Source organism: Nonomuraea deserti (assembly GCF_004348685.1).
Taxonomy (GTDB): Bacteria; Actinomycetota; Actinomycetes; order Streptosporangiales; family Streptosporangiaceae; genus Nonomuraea; species Nonomuraea deserti.
The window spans coordinates 36,194-52,989 of the sequence record NZ_SMKO01000046.1 but is presented as its reverse complement, the minus strand read 5'-3'; the positions used below and the strand labels follow the sequence as shown (position 1 = coordinate 52,989).

Below are 16,796 nucleotides of genomic sequence, written 5' to 3'. Positions count from 1 at the left end.
CCCCTGTGCCCGCCTCAGCGCCCGCCGCTGTGCCCGCCGCGATGCCCGCTTCTGTGCCCGCCGCTGTGCCCGCCGCGATGCCCGCTTCTGTGCCCGCCGCTGTGCCCGCCTCTGTGCCCGCCCGGACGTAACCGGAGCCGGCCATCACGAGGAGGGTCACCCGGTGCGCCCGCAACGCGCGGATCCTGGCCAGCTCGGCCCGCGGGTCGCGCTGCGTCTGGCTGATCAGCGCCAGGTAGCCGCGGCTCTCCGTCTCGTGCAGCACGCCCCTGGCGATCTCCCCGAAATAGGGATCGCCGACGTCGTGCACGATCAGCCCCACCATGGACACCTGCCCGCCGGCCAGCGCCCGCGCGTGGCTGTTGGGCACGTAGCCGATGCGCGTCGCGACCGCCTGGACGTGGGCCGCGACCTCGGCGCTCACCCCAGAGCTGCCCGTCATGGCGCGGGAGGCCGTCGCGAGCGACACCCCCGCGGCTCTGGCCACGTCGACGAGGCGGGGCGGGGACGGCACGGAAGGTCGCTCTGCCATGCGGACGATCCCCCTTGTCCTGGGCTGGATCCCGTGCAATCGTAACCGAAAGCGCTTACGAAAGCGCTTTCGCGGCGCCTCTCCTGACGGGAGTCTCCTCGATGGCACGACTTTCCAGCGGCCTAGTGATCATCTCGATGTGCGGTCTGGCGCTGACCGCCTGTGCGAAGACCGACGAACCCGGCGCCGCCCCGTCACCCGGCCAGCAGCAGGGGCCGGTCAAGATCGGGATCTCGCTTCCGCTCACCGGCGACTTCTCCGAGCCGGGCAAGGGCATCCAGGAGGGCTATCAGGTCTGGGCGGACCGGGTGAACGCCAAGGGCGGCCTGCTGGGCAGGAAGGTCGAGCTGATCTTCCGCGACGACGCCTCCGACCCCAACCGGGTCAGCTCCGACTACGAGTCCCTCATCACGCAGGACAAGGTCGACCTGGTGTTCGGGCCGTTCTCCTCGCGGCTGGTGATCCCCGCGGCGAAGGTCGCCGAGTCGTACGGCATGGTGTTCGTGGAGCCGGCCGGGGCCGCGAAGGAGGTCTTCGAGCAGGGCTTCGAGCGGCTCTTCTACGCGGCCCCCGCGATCGCCGACGACCACTACGACTACCTGGCCGACTACCTCGTCAAGCTGCCGGAGGACCAGCGGCCCAAGACGGCCGCGTACGCGAGCCTGGACGACCCGTTCGCCCAGGGCACCGCGTACGGGCTGCGCGACCGGCTGGCCGCGGCCGGGATCAGGACGGTCGTGGACGAGGTCTACCCGCCGGAGACCACCGACTTCTCGCCCATCGCCGCCAAGATCGCCGCGGCCGAGCCGGATCTCGTCGTCGGGGGCACGCAGTTCGAGGACTCCGTGGGGCTGGTGCGCGCGCTGCAGGAGCTGAAGGTGCAGCCCAAGCTGGCGGCGTTCTCGACGGGGCCGACGCTGGCCGAGTTCCCGGAGGCGGTGAAGGGGGCGGCCGAGCACATCGTCTCGCCCGTCGGGTGGTCGGCCACCTCGACGTTCACCGGCAACGAGGAGATGGTCAGGCGGTACAAGGAGATGTTCGGTGGCGCGGCCAACGAGGACGCGGCCAACGGCTACACGGTCGGCCAGATCATCGAGGCCGCCGTGACCGCGGCCAAGTGCGCCGACCCGAGCAAGGAGTGCCAGGACGAGCTGACCGAGCACATCAGGCAGGGCACGTTCGACACCGTCGTGGGCCCGCTGTCCTTCGACGACAAGGGCCGGCCCGAGCAGGCGCACATGATCCAGCAGTACGTGGACGGCAAGATCGAGATCGTGCTGCCCGAGCAGGCCGGGACCGCCGACCTCGTCTACCCGAAGCAGGAATGGTGAGCCTGCTCCTGCAGGGGGTGGCCCTGGGCGTGCTGACCGGCGGGCTCTACGCGCTGCTCGCCTCGGGCCTGTCGCTGTACTTCGGCGTGATGCGGGTGGTCATGGTGGCGCACCCGGCGTTCCTGTTCCTGGCCGCCTACCTGACGTACACGGTGCACACGGCGCTCGGGGTGGACCCGTTCCTGGCGCTGCCGGTGACCGTGCCGGTCTTCTTCGCGCTGGGCGTGGCGGTGCAGCGGCTGCTCGTCGCCCGGCTTGCGCCGGAGAACGTGGCGATGATGTCGGTGCTGCTGACGTTCGGGCTCGCACTGACGATCGAGGGGCTGCTCGGGACGTTCTACACGGGCTCCTACAAGTCGGTCAGCATGGAGTACGCGACCAGGTCACTGACCATCGGCGGCGTGCACCTCCCGTACGACAAGATCATCGCTTTCGCGGTCGCCGCGCTCACCCTCGCCGTGCTCTTCGCCGTGCTGGTCAGGAGCAGGTTCGGGCAGGCGCTGCGGGCCACCATCCAGCACCGCGAGGCGGCCAGGCTGGTCGGCGTCCAGACCGAGCGGGTCGCCGGCTACGGCTTCGGCGTCGGCCTGGCCACGGCCGCCGTCGGCGGCACCGTGCTGGCCCTGATCACGCCCTTCTTCCCCGCCTCCCACTGGGTGTGGATCGGCAAGCTGATGGCGATCATCGTGGTGGGCGGGCTCGGCAGCGTGGCCGGCGCGGCGCTGGCGGCCGTCCTGCTCGGCGTCGTCGAGGGCGTCGTGCTCGTCACCGTGGACGCCACCTGGGCGACGATGATGTTCTACGTCTTCCTCTTCCTGACCCTGCTCGCCCGCCCGCAGGGGTTCTTCGGAGGCCGCCTTGCGCACCGCTTCTAGAGGGCTCCCGCTGCTGGTCGCCGCCCTGGCGATCGCCTACCCCTGGCTGGTGCCCAACTACTACCTCGTGTACGCGGGCGCGCTGACCGTCATGTACGCCGCCATGGCCACCTCCTGGAACCTCCTGGGCGGTTTCACCGGCTACGTCTCGCTCGGCCACTCGGCGTTCTTCGGGCTCGGCGCGTACGGCACCGGGCTGCTCGTGACCCGGCTGGACGTGCCGTGGGCGGTGGCCCTGCCGGTCTCGGCGCTGCTGGTCACCGTGTTCGCCGTGGGCGTCGGCGTCGCGGCCGTACGGGTGCGGGGCGCGTCGTTCGTGATCGTGTCGATCGCGCTCGTGTCGATGATGAACCTCGTCGTGCAGGGCTGGCGCTCGCTGACCGGCGGCTCCACCGGCCTGCAGGTGCCCTCGCCGTTCCCCGGCCTGCACCGGGGACAGACGCACATGGTCTTCTTCTACCTGTTCCTCGTGCTGCTCGGGCTCGCGCTGCTGTCCTGGTGGTACGTCTCCCGCTCCCGGTTCGGCGCGGGCCTGCGGGCGATCAGGGAGGACGAGGACAAGGCCGAGTCGCTCGGCGTGCCGACCGGGGCGTACAAGGTGGCCGCCTTCGCCCTGTCGGCCCTGTTCGTGGCGCTGGCCGGCGGCCTGTACGCGCTGTGGTTCGGCAGCCTCGACCCGATCTTCATGTTCTCCATCCTGATCGGCTCGTACATGGTGCTCATGAGCCTGCTCGGCGGGGTCCGGCACGTGTACGGCCCGCTGCTCGGCGCGCTCATCGTGGCGCCCGCCGGCGAGTATTTCCTGATCGCGCTGGGCGAGACGCAGGTCCATCTGGCCGCGACGGGCGTGCTGCTCATCCTGGTCGTGCTGTTCATGCCGGAGGGCATCCTGTCCAGGCTCACCAGGGGACGCGGGGGGCCGTCCATCCCGGAGGAGAGCGCCGGGCAGCGGCTGGAAGGGGCGGCCCGATGACCTCGCTGCGCACGGAGGGCCTCACGAAGTCGTTCGGCGGCGTGCCCGCGGTGCACGGCGCCACCGTCGAGCTGCGCGACGGGCAGGTCAACGGCCTCATCGGGCCCAACGGCTCGGGCAAGACCACGTTCTTCAACCTGATCACCGGCATGATCAGGCCCGACTCGGGGCGGGTGCTCTATCGCGAGCGCGACATCACGCGCCACGCGCCGCACCGGATCGCGCACGCGGGCATCGGCCGCACCTTCCAGCTCTGCCGGGTCTTCCCGCGCCTGACCGTGCTGGAGAACATGCTGGTCGCCGTCCGCCGTACCCGCCTGCGCGAGCTGCTGGCGGGGCTGCACGACGAGGGCGAGGCCGAGCGGGCCCGCCGCTGGCTGCACCGCATGGGCATCGAGCACCTGGAGCACGCCGAGGCCCGCGACCTGTCCTACGGCCAGCAGAAGCTGCTCGAACTGGCCGCCGTGCTCATGGCCGAGCCGGACCTGGTGTTGCTCGACGAGCCCGCCGGCGGCGTCAACCCGGCGCTGATCGACCGCATCGTCACCCTCGTACGCGAGCTGAACGCCGAGGGCCGCACCTTCCTCGTCGTCGAGCACAACATGGACATGGTGATGGGCATGTGCGACCACGTGATCGTCTTCGACCGCGGCGCGCCGATCGCCGCGGGCCCGCCCTCGGCGATCAGGGACGACCCCCGCGTGCTGGAGGCGTATCTCGGTGTCTGAGGTCCTGCTCGCCCTGGAGAACGTCGTGGCCGGGTACGGCAGGGCGGCGCCGGTGCTGCGCGGCCTGTCCGTCACCGTGCGCGCCGGCGAGGTCGTCTGCCTCGTCGGCCCCAACGGCGCGGGCAAGTCCACCGTGCTCAAGGTCGCCAGCGGCCTGCTCGCGCCCAGGTCGGGCCGGGTGCTGCTGGCGGGGGAGGACGTGGCGGGCCTGTCGCCGCAGCGGCTGCTCGGCCGCGGGCTGGCGCACGTGCTGCAGGGGCACAGCGTGTTCCGCGAGATGACGGTGGCGGAGAACGTGCGGCTCGGCGGCTACACCGTCCGCGACCAGGCCGTGCTGAACGCCAGGATCGAGGCGGTCAAGGCGTTGTTCCCCGTCGTGGCCGAGCGGTGGGGGAGCGTGGCCGGGCTGCTGTCGGGCGGCCAGCAGAAGCAGGTCGAGTTCGCCCGCGCCCTCATGCTGGAGCCGGCGGTGGTGCTGCTCGACGAGCCGTCGATGGGGCTCGACCCGCGCAACACGCAGGTCGTGTTCGATCAGATCGACCTCATGCGCGGGGCCGGGGTGGCGGTGCTGCTGGTGGAGCAGAACGCGCGCAGGGCGCTGGAGATGGCCGACGTCGGGTGCGTGCTCGACCTCGGTCAGGTGCACATCTCCGGCCCGGCGCGCGAGCTGGCGGCCGACCCGCGGCTCGGCCGCCTCTACCTCGGCGGAGTGCCGTCCAGGGATGCGGTTAGGCCGCGCCCACCCGGATCCGCTTCCTGAACACCCAGTACGTCCGGTTAGGCCGCGCCCACCCGGACCCGCTTTCTGAACACCCAGTACGTCCACCCCTGGTAGACCAGCACGAACGGCAGCGCGATGAGTCCGATCCAGCTCAGCATCGTCAGCGTGTAGGGGCCGGAGGCGGCCTCGGCCAGCGTCAGCCCGGGCAGCGGCCGCGCGTGCAGCTCCACGAAGACGGCCAGCGTGGTCAGCACGATGGCGCCCGCCGTGGCCGCGAACGCCAAGCCCTCCCTGCGGCGCCAGATCAGCGCCGTGGCCGCGGCCAGCGCCGCCATGGCGGCCAGCGCGGGCAGCGTGCCCAGGCCCGACAGGGCGAACACGGCCACCGGGACGGCCACGGCGCTCGCGGCCATCGCCGCGACGCGGGCGCGGCGGCGTACCGGGCCGGTGGTCCTCAGCGCCAGGAAGGCGGCGCCGTGCAGGACGCACACCGCCAGGGTGAACGCGCCTCCGAGCAGGGCGGCGAGCGGGCCGTCGTACAGCAGGCCGGCGAAGATCGCGCCCCAGAGGAACGCCGGGAGCGCGCTGCCCGCCACGATGCCCAGGTCGCACCAGCGCGGGGAGGCGACCTTGCCGCGCCACTCCAGGCCGACCCCGCGCACGATCAGCCCGACCAGGACGAGCACGACCGGCAGGTAGTAGCTGCTGAACACGCCCGCGTACCAGGCGGGGAACGCGGCGAACATGGCGCCGACCGCGGTGATCAGCCACACCTCGTTGCCGTCCCACACCGGGCCGATGGTCTGCAGGCTCTGGCGCCGCTCCTCGGCGTTCCCGCTCACGAGCGGCGCCAGCATCCCGACGCCGAAGTCGAAGCCCTCCAGCACGAAGTAGCCGGTCCACAGGAAGGCGATGATGACGAACCACAGATCGATCACTGTCCGCTCCTCAGTACATCAACGACGGTTCGAGCTGCTCGGGCGCGGCCGCGGGCCGCCGCTCCTCCTCGGCGCCCCCGCGGACGTGCCGGGTGAGGAGCACGACCTCGGCGACGGCGAGCGCGCCGTACAGCAGCGTGAAGACGGTCAGCGAGGTGGCCACCTCGGCCAGGCTCACGCCGGGCGACACGCTGGCGGCCGTCAGCAGCTCGCCCGCGACCGTCCACGGCTGGCGGCCGATCTCGCTGAGCAGCCATCCGGCGGTCACCGCGGCCAGCGGCAGCGGCAGGGCCAGCAGGAACGCCCGCGCCAGCCACCTCGGCAGGTCACGCTTCCCGCGCGTCAGCCAGAGGCCGAGCACCGACAGGCCCACCGTGGCCAACCCGAACCCGATCATCACCCGGAACGACCAGAACACGACCGGCTGGTTCGGCCGGTAGTCCCCGGGGCCGAACTCCTGCTCGAAGCGCCGCTGCAGGTCCTCGGTGCCCTGGATGGTGGCGCCCGCGTCGTGGGTGGCCAGGAGGCTCAGGACGGCGGGGATCTCGATGCCCGGGGCCACGCTGAAGGCCGCGCCGGCGGTGTCGCGCTCCAGCCCTTCTGCGGAGGCCAGCTTCATGGGCTGCTGCTCGTGCATCAGCCTGGCGGACGTGTCGCCCGTGCCCGCGACGACGGCCCCCGCGATCGCCGTCATGATGAGCGCGCCTCTGGCGGCGCCGCGCCACATGCCGGCGCGCGTCCTCAGCAGCCAGTATCCGCTCACGGCCAGCACGAAGCCGCCCGCCACGACGAACGCCGCCCCGATCACGTGGGGCACCTGGGCCAGGGCCGTGGAGTTGGTCAGCACCGCCCACAGGTCGGTCATCCTGGCCTTGCCGTCGACGACCTCGTAGCCGACGGGGTGCTTCATCCAGGCGTTGGCGGCCAGGATGAAGTAGGCCGACAGGTTGGACCCGATGGCGGCCGCCCAGATGCACGCCAGGTGCGCCTTCTTCGGCAGCCGGTCCCAGCCGAAGATCCACAGCCCCAGGAACGTCGACTCCATGAAGAAGGCCAGCAGCGCCTCCATCGCCAGGGGCGCCCCGAAGACGTCGCCGACGAACGTGGAGTACTCACTCCAGTTCATCCCGAACTGGAACTCCTGCACGATGCCGGTGACCACGCCCATGGCGAAGTTGATGAGGAAGAGCTTGCCGAAGAACTTCGTGAGCCGCAGGTAGTGCTCTTTGCCCGTGCGGTGCCAGGCCGTCTGCAGACCCGCCACGAAGACGCCCAGGCCGATGGTCAGCGGCACGAAAAGGAAGTGGTACACGGTGGTCACCCCGAATTGCCACCGTGCGAGGTCAAGTGCGTCCATCGTCTTCGTCGACTCCCATGAGCTCTACAAGCTGTAGTACATCTACTTGCAGTAGTACTACAAGCTGTAGAGCAATGGGACGCGCGCGCGTGCGACCTTGGTCACAGTCCCTCCCCAGGCCGCTCGGGGGTCTGTCAGGTGTTGCCGTTATCCGCCCGGACCCGGCCGCCTAAAGTTGCTCCATGAAGGTGGGTGGCAGCGCCGTGATCGGCGTTCAGAGAGATCAGGTGTGGACGGCCCTCCAGGATCCGGCGGTGCTGGTGCGCACCATTCCGGGGTGCGAACGCCTGGAGGAATCGGGACACGACACGTACCGGATGACGGTCAACGCGGGCGTCGCGTCCATCAAGGGGGTCTACCAGGGGGAGGTGGCGCTGACCGACCCGCTCGCGCCCGAAAGCTTCACGCTCAGGGCCCGCGGGCAGGGCGCGCCGGGGACGGTGGATGCCACCGTCGTGGTACGGCTGACCGAGATCGACGGCGGGACCCGCGTGGACTACGACGCCGACGCCGTGATCGGCGGGATGATCGGCGGGGTCGGGCAGCGCATGCTCGGCTCGGTGGCCAGGCGGACGGCGGGCGAGTTCTTCTCGGCCGTCGAGGAGCACCTCCTCGCCCCCGCCGAAACCACCGCCGAAACCGCCGCCACCGCCACCGCCGCCACCGCCACCTCTGGCGCGGCGACCCCGGCGCCCGGCGACCCGGCCCTCTCCGGCCAGGCCCCCGGCGACCTGGCCGCGGACGCCCCCGCCGGCGCGGCTTCCGGGGTTCCGGCGCGGGCCGTCTACGAGCGGCCCGCCAAGGCGCGCGCGGAGACGCGGCCATGGGTGATGCTGGCGTCGTTCGGCATGGGCGCGGGCGTGGCGGTCGGCGGCATCGTGGTGGGCTGGCTGCTCGGCCGCGGCTGTCGCCGCTCCTGACTCCGGCCCAGGACTGCTGGGCGCCGGCCTCGGCCCGTGCCGTCGCGGAACGGCCGCCGCCGCAAGAGGCGTGGCGCGGCTCGGTGCGCCGGTCCCTCCGTGCCGCCTCTCGCCGGGCGGAAACAGGTGGTGAGGGGCGTGGTGGCGGGGCCGGGGCTCTCGCGGAAAAGGATCTCCAGGCGTAGCGTGGCTGTATGCGGCAGGCACACGCTGAAGACGCGAGGACCGAGGCCAGGCGAGTCGTACGCAACTTGCTCGGCGAGGAGCGCCCGACGGCCCCGGCCCTCATCGACGGCGTACGCCCCGTGCTCGGGGACGAGCGGACCGATCGCACGCTGGAGCTGGCGCTCGGAGCCTCGCTCACGAGGCGCTCGGCCGAGCTGGCCGCCATCGCCGCGCTGCTGGTCGGCACCCGCGAGCTGGGTGCGGAGTGGTGGACGCGGCCCAGGGGCGGCAAGCTGCCTCCTCCCGACGAGGTGGTGCGCACGGCCGTCGCGATCGAGCCGTGGACCGATCTGACCGCGCTGGAGATGCTGGCCGCCTGGATCGCTGACGACGCCGCCGACCAGCTGTGGGGCCGGCCGGCCGCCCAGGTCGATCTCAACTCCTGGCAGGCCGAGGACCGCTTCCGCCTGCCGCCGGGGGTCAAGCCGGGGCAGCGGCTCGTGGTCCACTTCGACGCCGGCGGGCGGCTCGACGCCGTCGTCACGCGCCGGGCCGACGACGACCTCGGATCCAATCTGGACTTCCACTCGCTGCGTTACTCGCGGCCCGCCGAGGCGCAGTGGAGCTGGGGCGTGGCGGCCGGGCTCGGGCCGCACCGGCTGCCTGGGGAGCACCCCGACCCGTACGCGCGCGAGGTCTCCGCGGCGGCCTCGGGGGTCCTCCGGGACTGGGCCGTGCGCCACGGCGCCACCCGCGAGCAGCTGGGCGAGCGGTGGGAGACCGTGGGGGACGTCGTGGCCGCCATCGAGCGGGTCGACTGGATGTGGCGCAGCGGCGAGTGGTTCGGGTGGTGGCGCGGCGCGTCGGCGCTGGTGGACGACTCGGCCTACCTGCCGTACCGGCTGGAGGAGCTGGCCGCCGGCTGACCCGCCCCGGGTGGGGCGGCGTGACAGGAATCAGGGCGCAGGGCGGAAGGTTGCATCGGTACATGAAGGTCGAAATCTTCTCCGATGTCGTGTGCCCCTGGTGTTATATCGGGCATGTCAGGTTCGCTCGGGCGGCTGAGCGGTTCCGGGCCAAGGGCGGCACCCTCGAGGTGACGCCGCGCCCGTTCCAGCTCGACCCCGGCGCCTCCGCGCAGGGCGAGCCGGCGCTCCCGGCGCTTGAGCGGAAGTTCGGGGCGAACGCCCGCCAGATGACCGAGCGCGTCGTCACCACCGCCGCCGGCGACGGCCTGCGGCTCGACTACGACAAGGCCGTCGCCGCCAACACGTTCGAGGCCCACCGGCTGATCGAGGTGGCCACGCGGCAGGGACTCGGCACGGAGATGGCCGACCGGCTGTTCCGCGCGTACTTCACCGAGGGCAGGAACGTCGGCGACGCCGGCGTCCTCGGCGAGCTGGCGGCCGAGGCCGGGGTGAACGACGACGGGAAGGGCGCCGAGGAGGTGCGCGAGCAGCTCGCCAGGGCGCGCGAGCTGGGGATCACCGGTGTGCCGCTGTTCCTGTTCGAGGGCAAGTTCGCCGTGTCGGGCGCGCAGCCGGAGGAGACCTTCGCGGCCGCGATCGACGAGGTGGCCGAGCGTACGGGGCAGGCGCCGATCACCCGGCTCGCGGCGCCCGCCGACGGCTGCGACGACGACGGCTACTGCGCCGTGTGAGCGGGCTCCATCGAGCCCTCGCCGAGCCGGCCCGAGCGGTGGTGCCTGCGGCAGAGCACCTGGTAGCGCACGTGTGAGGCGTCGGTGTCGCCGATCACGACCTGCTCGCCCGTACGCGCCATCGCCCCGCCCACGACCCTGGCGTTCAGCTGCCCGGGCCGGCCGCACCAGCACAACACCTCGACCTGCAGCCGGCACACCTCGTCGGCCAGCTCGAACAGCCGCTGGGCGGCCGGGAACATCACCGAACGGAAGTCGGAGGCCAGCCCGAACGCGTACACGTCGACGCCGTGCTCGTCCACCAGGTCGGCGAGTTGCTCGATCTGCTCGACCGTGTAGAAGCAGGCCTCGTCGCAGATCAGGTAGTCGATCCTGTCGTGCGCGGTCACCAGCCGGACGAGATCGACATCGTCCTCCACCTCGATCGCCTGAAGACCGAGCCCTATCCGGCTGGTGACCCTCGGGCCGCCGGAGCGGTCGTGCTTGGTCAGCACCAGGCCACGCCGCCCCTGCCGGCCGTGGTTGTAGTTCATCTGGAGGGCGAGCGTGGACTTCCCGCAGTCCATGGGGCCGAAGTAGAACTTCAGCACGGCATCCCTGACACCAGACGGCACCGCAGACAAGGCAGACACATCAGTCACAGGCCGCCAGCTTAGTGGCTTGGCTTGTTCCATGACCTCGTGGGACATTTCTCCCCTGGAGTTACAGGAGGAAGTGTGGTCACCGATAATCCGCCGTCCAACCCGCCCTCTACCCCGCCGTCCCACCAGCCGTCCAGCGGGTCGTCCAACCCTCCGGCGCTCGACGCGATGATGTCTCAGGACGACGTCACGGCCGCCCAGGCCGAGGCGACCCGATGGCGCTACGGCTTCCTCGTCGTCGTCACCGGGATCGTCGCCGTCCTGGTCGCCTTCGGCGCCGCCGTGTTCGCCACCCAGGACTTCGCCGTGCTGTTCGCGGGCGTGGCCGGTGTGATCGGCACCATCATCGGAGCGTATTTTGGGGTGCAGGCCGGTCAGTCAGGCAAGGCCAGGGTGGAGGCAGAGCTCTCCCGCTCCCAGGAGATGGTGGTGAGGCTGGCCGCGTACGTCGGCACAGACAACGCGCCCCGGGTCATCGACGAAGTTCTCGGCCGTCGCCGAAGCTAGAGGAGCCATGCGTAGCGTCCGTATCGGAGTGGACACCGGAGGCACCTTCACCGACGTCGTGGCGGTGGACGAGCAGACCGGTGAGATCCTCACCACCAAGACCCCTTCGACCCCCGCGAACCCGGCGGACGGGTTCGTCACGGGCATCGAGAAGCTGGGTGAGCTCATCCGGAGCGCAGGAGCTCGTGAAGAGAGAGCGGCGAAGGAGCCGGCGAGCAGCGAAGCGGGCGCGACCATGGAGCACGTCGGCTCGATCGTGCACGGCACCACGGTGGCGACGAACCAGCTGCTCGAAGATCGCATCGCCGACCTCGGGTTCATCACGACCGAGGGCTTCGAGTTCATCCTGGAGATCGCCAGGCAGAGCGTGCCTGACGGCTACGGCAACTCCTACTTCTGGGTCAAGCCGCCGAGGATCGTGCCCGTGCACCTGGTCAGGACCGTCGGCGGACGGCTCGACCACCTGGGCGAGGAGGTGTGGCCGTTCTCCGAGGAGCAGGCCGTCGAGGTGGCCCGCTGGTTCAAGGCCAGGGGCATCACCGCGATCGGGGTGTGCTTCCTGCACTCGTACGCCAACCCCGATCACGAGCGGCGCATGCGCGAGGTGCTGTGGCGCGAGCACCCCGAGGCGGTGATCTCCCTGTCGAGCGACGTGCTGCGCGAATACCGCGAGTACGAGCGCTCGGTGACCACCCTCGTGGACGCCGCCGTCAAGCCGGCGATGCGCGGCTACATCGCCAGCCTGTCCAACCGGCTCGGCAAGACGTTCTCCGTGATGAAGTCGAACGGCGGCATCCTGTCGGCCCGCGAGGTCGTCAACCAGCCGATCACCACGGTGTTGTCGGGGCCCGCGGCGGGCGCGCTCGGCGCGGCGCTCGTCGCGTCCACGGCGGGCCACCGGTCGGTGATCACGCTGGACGGCGGCGGCACCTCCACCGACGTGGCCGTGGTGGTCGACGGTGAGCCGTCCATCACCACGGAGGGGTCCGTCGGCCGCTACCCGTGCAAGATCCCGATGATCGACATCGTCACCGTCGGCGCGGGCGGCGGCTCGATCGCGTGGATCTCGCCCGAGGGCACGCTCAAGGTCGGGCCGAAGTCCGCCGGCGCCGACCCGGGCCCGCTCTGCTACGGCAAGGGCGGCACGGAGGTGACGGTCACCGACGCGCACGTGTTCCTCGGGCGCATCCCGCCGCACCTGCTGGGCGGGGAGATCCCGCTGGACGCCGACGCCGCCCGCGCGGGCATCCAGACGCTGGCCGGCAAGCTCGGCCTGACCCCCGAGCGCACGGCGACCGGCATCCTGGAGATCAGCGCGTTCAACCAGAGCAACGCGATCCGCCAGCTCACCGTCAAGCGCGGGCTCGACGTGCGGGACTTCCCGCTCGTGACGTTCGGCGGGTCGGGTCCGCTGCTGGCCTGCCGGCTGATCGACATCCTCGGCCTGCCGTCCGTCGTCGTCCCGCGCGACCCCGGCAACGTGTCGGCGTTCGGGCTGCTCACGGTCGACGTCAAGAACGACTACGTCCGTACGTACGTCACCCGCGACCTCGAACTGGGCAAGGCGGTCGAGATCTTCCACGACCTGGAACATCAGGCGGGCGAGGCGCTGGACCGCGAGGGCTTCGACGACCCGGTCTACGTGCGCAGCGCCGACCTGCGCTATTACGGGCAGGCGTACGAGGTGCGGGTGGCCGCTCCCGCGGGCGAGATCGACGAGGCCTGGCAGGCCGAGGTCGTCGACCGTTTCCACGCCGCACACGAGAAGCTCTACGGCTACGCCTACCGCGACGATCCCCGCCACGGCGTCGAATGGGTCAACCTCCGCGTGTCCGGCATCGGCCCCATCAGCCGTCCGGTCATCCCCCGCCTGGACAAACCGGGTGAGGGCGCCACCTCGGTGCGTCCCGTGCACTTCGACGAGACCCGCGACACCCCCATCCACCAGCGCTCCGCGCTCGGCCCCGGCGCCACGGTCACGGGCCCGGCGGTGATCGAGGAGTACGGCTCCACGATCCCCGTCCACCCGGGCTTCACCGCGACGGTGGACGACTTCGGCAACGTGGAGATATCCGCGACACCCCGCGCAGCGGACGAGGAGCGGTGAGCGAGCGATGACCGATCCCATTCTGGTGGAGATCGTCGAGGGGACCCTCGCGTCCGTCGAGAAGGAGGTCGAGACAGCCATCGCGCGCACGGCCCGCTCGCCGATGATCCGCGACGCGCACGACTTCCGCGCCGGCATCCACGACGTACGCATGCGCAAGCTGACCGGCCGCTCCTACAGCGCGCTGGTCCAGCCGGTCGTGCGCGACTTCCCCGTCGAGACGATGAAGCCCGGCGACGTCTACTTCCACAACGACGTCTACCTCTCAGAAGGCGGCATCGGCCACCTGCCCGACCTGTGCGTCACCGTGCCGGTGTTCCACCAGGGGGAGGTGGTGGCGTTCGTGCAGGCGTTCGGCCACCACGACGACATCGGCGGATCCGTGCCCGGGTCCATGCCCTCGCACGCCCGGTCGGTCTACGAAGAAGGCCTGATGGTGCCGCCGATCAAGTTGTGGGACGAGGGCGTGCCCAACGAGGCCGCGCTGCGCATCATGACCCGCAACTCCCGCATGCCCGACTCGCTCGCCGGCGACCTCGACGCGGAGTGCTCGGCCTGCCTGATGGGGGCGCGGCGGCTGGCGGAGCTGTTCGACCGCTACGGCAGGCAGGCCGTCGAGGCGAGCTTCGACGCGATCATCGACAAGACCACCGAGACGTTCCGGAGGGAACTGCTCGCCAAGATCCCCGAGGGAACGTACGTGTGGGAGGACTACGCCGAGCACGACGGCGTGGACGAGCCGCGCCTGCACGCCCAGCGCATCACCCTCACCGTCGACCATTCCGCCCTCGAGCGAGGAGAGGGCGACGGGAAGCCGGACGGCGGCGAGCCGGCGCCGCTGACGATCGACTTCACCGGCACGTCGCCGCAGGCCAAGGGGCCGATCAACCACGCCGGCGACTACGCCGACGGCGTGTTCCTGAAGAAGTGGCTGGCCCCGGTGTTGCGCAACCTGGCCGACACACCGGAGCGCATGGCCGAGCTCGACGTCAACGAGGGCGTCGTCCCCCTCATCAGAATGATCTTCCCGGAGAAGGGCAGCCTGCTCACCCCGGTCTTCCCCGCGCCCACCAACGCCCGCACGTTCGTCATCCTGCGCCTGCTCGGCGTGCTGGCGGGCGTGCTCGCCAAGGCGACCGGCGGGCGCATGCCGGCCGACCAGGAGACCATCCGCTACACCGGCGTCCACGGCGCCGACGCCGACGGCAAGCCGTACCTGATGCGGGAGGTGCTGGGCGGCGGCTCCGGCGGGCGCTGGTACGCCGACGGCGAGGACACCATCCACGTGGTGCCCGACTCGCGCAACATCCCGGTGGAGTTCGCCGAGGCCCGCTGGCCGTTCCGGGTGGAACGCCTGGCGCTGGCCTGCGACTCGGGCGGGCCGGGCATGTTCAGGGGCGGGCTCGGCTACGACAAGCACATCAGGATGCTCAGAGACGCCTCGTACATGTCCATCGCCGACCGCTCGATCCTGTCCTGCTGGGGCGTCAACGGCGGCCTCGCCGGGCGGCCGTTCCGCGTGGAGATCGCGGGCAAGGAGATGGAGGGGCTGGTCGACGACCACCCGGTGCAGGCGGGGGAGCTGATCAGGATCCGCACCACCGGTGGCGGCGGATGGGGCTCACCCTACGATCGCGACCCCCGGGCGGTGGCCGCGGACGTGCGGGACGGGAAGGTGTCGATCGCCGGCGCGCTGGGCGACTACGGGGTGGTGCTCGACGGCGATCGCATCGACGAGCAGGGCACCGCCGAGCTGAGGGCCCGCCTGCGGCCTCCGGCCGGCCGGTTCTTCGACCGAGGGCCGGGGTACGCGAAACTCGCCGGCCGGCCCTTCGCGGACGTCGACGAGCTCAGAAGCCCGCTCGACGGCCGCCCATCCCATGACGGCCCGCCCGACAGCGGCCGGTCCCGTGGCGGTGCGCCTGACAACGGCCCGTCCCACGGCGGACCGCCTGACAGCGGTGCCTCCGGCAAGCACCTGCACGACGGTGGCCCGCCCGGCGAAGGCCCCATAGGAGAGCCCTGACAGCTGCTCGCAGAACCGACACGGGCGCCGCGAGCCCGGACATGCGCGCGGCGCCCCGCGAGGCCCGCTTGAGCGCTGGGCTCCACCGGACAGGAGCCCAGCGGCGAGGGCCGGATACGAACCCTGACGTCCGTACTGCCGAGAGGCCGGATACGAACCTCACCGTCGGTACGGGCGAAGGGACGGATACGGACCTTGACGTCGGTACGGGCGAAGGGACGGATGCGGACCTTGACGTCCGTACGGGCGAGGGGGCGGGATGCGGGACCCTGAGGCCCGCATGGGTGAAGGGGGCCTGGAGGCGGGTGCCGAGGCCGTGAGTTCGGTCAGGGCGTGTCGAAGCTGGCGAAATAGGTGGCCGACATGTCCTCGTCGCCGTGCCCCTGGGCCTCGGCGCGGCGCAGCCGTTCACCCGCCGCCGCCACCACGTCGAGCCGCACGCCGGCCGTCTCTCCCGCCTGCGTGATCAGCCGGGTGTCCTTCGCCGCGTTGCTGACGGCGAAGCTGGTCGTGAAGTCGCCCTCCAGGATCGACGCCGATTTGGCCTGGAAGTAGGGGCTGTCCATCGGGCCGCCGGTGATCACCTGGCGGACCAGGCCGGGGTCGACGCCGAGCCCCTTGGCCAGCGCGAGGGCCTCGGCCGTGACGGCGGTCAGCGAGATGCCGTAGCTCACCGTGGCCATCTTGAGCCGGGTGCCCGCGCCGCCGGCCCCGTCGTCGCCCACCCAGAGCGTACGCTGGCCGACCGCGTCGAAGACGGGGGTGAGCGCCTGCCGGGCGGCCTGCGAGCCCGCGGCGAGCACGATGAGCTTGCCCTGCTCGGCGGGCTGGCGGGTGCCCTGCACCGGGGCGTCGGCGAACGTCAGCCCGCGCTCGTCCGCCAGCGCGGCCAGCCGCTCGATCGCCGCCACGCCCACAGTGCTCATCTGCGCCCACACCTGCCCGGGCCGGAGCCCAGGAGCGGCGGCCGTCATCGCGGCGAGCACGGCGTCGCCGTCGCTCAGCATCGTGACGATCACGTCGGCCCCTTCGACGGCCTCGGCCGGCGAGCCGGCCACGACCGCGCCGTGGGCCGCCAGGGGCTGGGCTTTCTCCCGCGTACGATTCCACACGTGTACCTGCATGCCGGACATGGCGATGTTGCGCGCCATAGGGGCGCCCATCAGCCCGGTTCCCAGGACTGTGACCTTGGTCATGGGATCATCGTACGTTCGGCCGCGGACGCGGCCCAGCGCAGGGTGCGGCGATGACGTCCTCCTGTGACGCCCGCACTCTCCGGCGCGGGGAAACTGATGTGAACCTTCGTGAGAAAAGG

The 16,796-nt window shown here is 71.4% G+C and carries 16 protein-coding genes; 11 read left to right on the top strand and 5 right to left on the bottom strand.

Features of this window, described 5'->3' with window-relative positions:
* The coding region (locus E1292_RS19205) for a LacI family DNA-binding transcriptional regulator (RefSeq protein WP_132596589.1) at window positions 1–532 on the bottom strand (532 nt) is incomplete at its 3' end.
* Between the two features lie 101 nt (window positions 533–633).
* Between E1292_RS19205 and E1292_RS19200 the strand changes: the two genes are divergently transcribed.
* The 5 genes from E1292_RS19200 to E1292_RS19180 are packed head-to-tail and all read left to right on the top strand — an operon-like array spanning window position 634 to window position 5,199.
* A complete protein-coding gene (locus E1292_RS19200) occupies window positions 634–1,863 on the top strand; it encodes an amino acid ABC transporter substrate-binding protein (protein WP_132596588.1) in 1,230 nt (409 codons plus the stop codon).
* Entirely contained in the window at window positions 1,860–2,738 is an 879-nt protein-coding gene (locus E1292_RS19195; protein ID WP_220446933.1) for a branched-chain amino acid ABC transporter permease, read from the top strand. The genes E1292_RS19200 and E1292_RS19195 overlap by 4 nt, the downstream gene beginning before the upstream one ends.
* Window positions 2,722–3,711, top strand: a complete 990-nt coding sequence (locus E1292_RS19190) for a branched-chain amino acid ABC transporter permease (RefSeq protein WP_220446932.1) — start codon at window positions 2,722–2,724, stop codon at window positions 3,709–3,711. Before E1292_RS19195 ends, E1292_RS19190 begins: the two co-directional genes overlap by 17 nt.
* Window positions 3,708–4,439, top strand: a complete 732-nt coding sequence (locus E1292_RS19185) for an ABC transporter ATP-binding protein (protein ID WP_132596586.1) — start codon at window positions 3,708–3,710, stop codon at window positions 4,437–4,439. Before E1292_RS19190 ends, E1292_RS19185 begins: the two co-directional genes overlap by 4 nt.
* Window positions 4,432–5,199, top strand: a complete 768-nt coding sequence (locus tag E1292_RS19180; RefSeq protein WP_220446931.1) for an ABC transporter ATP-binding protein — start codon at window positions 4,432–4,434, stop codon at window positions 5,197–5,199. Before E1292_RS19185 ends, E1292_RS19180 begins: the two co-directional genes overlap by 8 nt.
* 17 nt (window positions 5,200–5,216) lie before the next feature.
* On the opposite strand, the gene cydB is transcribed toward E1292_RS19180, so the two are convergent.
* Together cydB and E1292_RS19170 are read right to left on the bottom strand one after the other, a co-directional pair.
* Window positions 5,217–6,098, bottom strand: a complete 882-nt coding sequence (cydB, locus tag E1292_RS19175) for a cytochrome d ubiquinol oxidase subunit II (protein ID WP_132596585.1) — start codon at window positions 6,096–6,098, stop codon at window positions 5,217–5,219.
* Between the two features lie 10 nt (window positions 6,099–6,108).
* Window positions 6,109–7,455 (bottom strand): cytochrome ubiquinol oxidase subunit I, encoded by a 1,347-nt coding sequence (locus E1292_RS19170; protein ID WP_132596584.1) that lies wholly within the window; start codon window positions 7,453–7,455, stop codon window positions 6,109–6,111.
* Window positions 7,456–7,637: 182 nt separating this feature from the next.
* Between E1292_RS19170 and E1292_RS19165 the strand changes: the two genes are divergently transcribed.
* From E1292_RS19165 to E1292_RS19155, 3 genes are all read left to right on the top strand, one after another.
* On the top strand, window positions 7,638–8,375 hold the full coding sequence (locus E1292_RS19165; protein WP_132596583.1) for an SRPBCC family protein: 738 nt from the start codon (window positions 7,638–7,640) through the stop codon (window positions 8,373–8,375).
* A 194-nt stretch (window positions 8,376–8,569) separates the two neighbouring features.
* Window positions 8,570–9,466, top strand: coding sequence for a hypothetical protein (locus E1292_RS19160; RefSeq protein ID WP_132596582.1), 897 nt, complete (start codon window positions 8,570–8,572; stop codon window positions 9,464–9,466).
* Between the two features lie 62 nt (window positions 9,467–9,528).
* Complete coding sequence (locus E1292_RS19155; RefSeq protein ID WP_132596581.1) at window positions 9,529–10,200, top strand: DsbA family oxidoreductase; 672 nt, start codon at window positions 9,529–9,531, stop codon at window positions 10,198–10,200.
* On the opposite strand, the gene E1292_RS19150 is transcribed toward E1292_RS19155, so the two are convergent.
* The gene (locus E1292_RS19150) at window positions 10,185–10,790 is read right to left on the bottom strand and encodes a thymidine kinase (RefSeq protein WP_132596580.1); all 606 of its coding nucleotides are present in this window, start codon (window positions 10,788–10,790) and stop codon (window positions 10,185–10,187) included. The genes E1292_RS19155 and E1292_RS19150 overlap by 16 nt on opposite strands.
* Window positions 10,791–10,916: 126 nt before the next feature.
* Here E1292_RS19150 and E1292_RS19145 point away from each other — a divergent pair, with 126 nt between their 5' ends.
* The 3 genes from E1292_RS19145 to E1292_RS19135 are packed head-to-tail and all read left to right on the top strand — an operon-like array spanning window position 10,917 to window position 15,481.
* Window positions 10,917–11,348: a hypothetical protein gene (locus tag E1292_RS19145; protein WP_246090201.1), complete on the top strand. Its 432-nt coding sequence runs from the start codon at window positions 10,917–10,919 to the stop codon at window positions 11,346–11,348.
* Between the two features lie 7 nt (window positions 11,349–11,355).
* Window positions 11,356–13,455 carry a hydantoinase/oxoprolinase family protein gene (locus E1292_RS19140; protein ID WP_132596579.1) on the top strand — a complete coding sequence of 700 codons (2,100 nt, stop codon included), beginning with the start codon at window positions 11,356–11,358 and terminating at the stop codon, window positions 13,453–13,455.
* 7 nt (window positions 13,456–13,462) lie between these two features.
* Window positions 13,463–15,481, top strand: coding sequence for a hydantoinase B/oxoprolinase family protein (locus E1292_RS19135; protein ID WP_246090200.1), 2,019 nt, complete (start codon window positions 13,463–13,465; stop codon window positions 15,479–15,481).
* Window positions 15,482–15,807: 326 nt separating this feature from the next.
* Here E1292_RS19135 and E1292_RS19130 read toward each other — a convergent pair whose 3' ends face one another.
* Window positions 15,808–16,677 (bottom strand): NAD(P)-dependent oxidoreductase, encoded by an 870-nt coding sequence (locus E1292_RS19130; RefSeq protein ID WP_132596578.1) that lies wholly within the window; start codon window positions 16,675–16,677, stop codon window positions 15,808–15,810.
* Window positions 16,678–16,796: the final 119 nt, after the last annotated feature.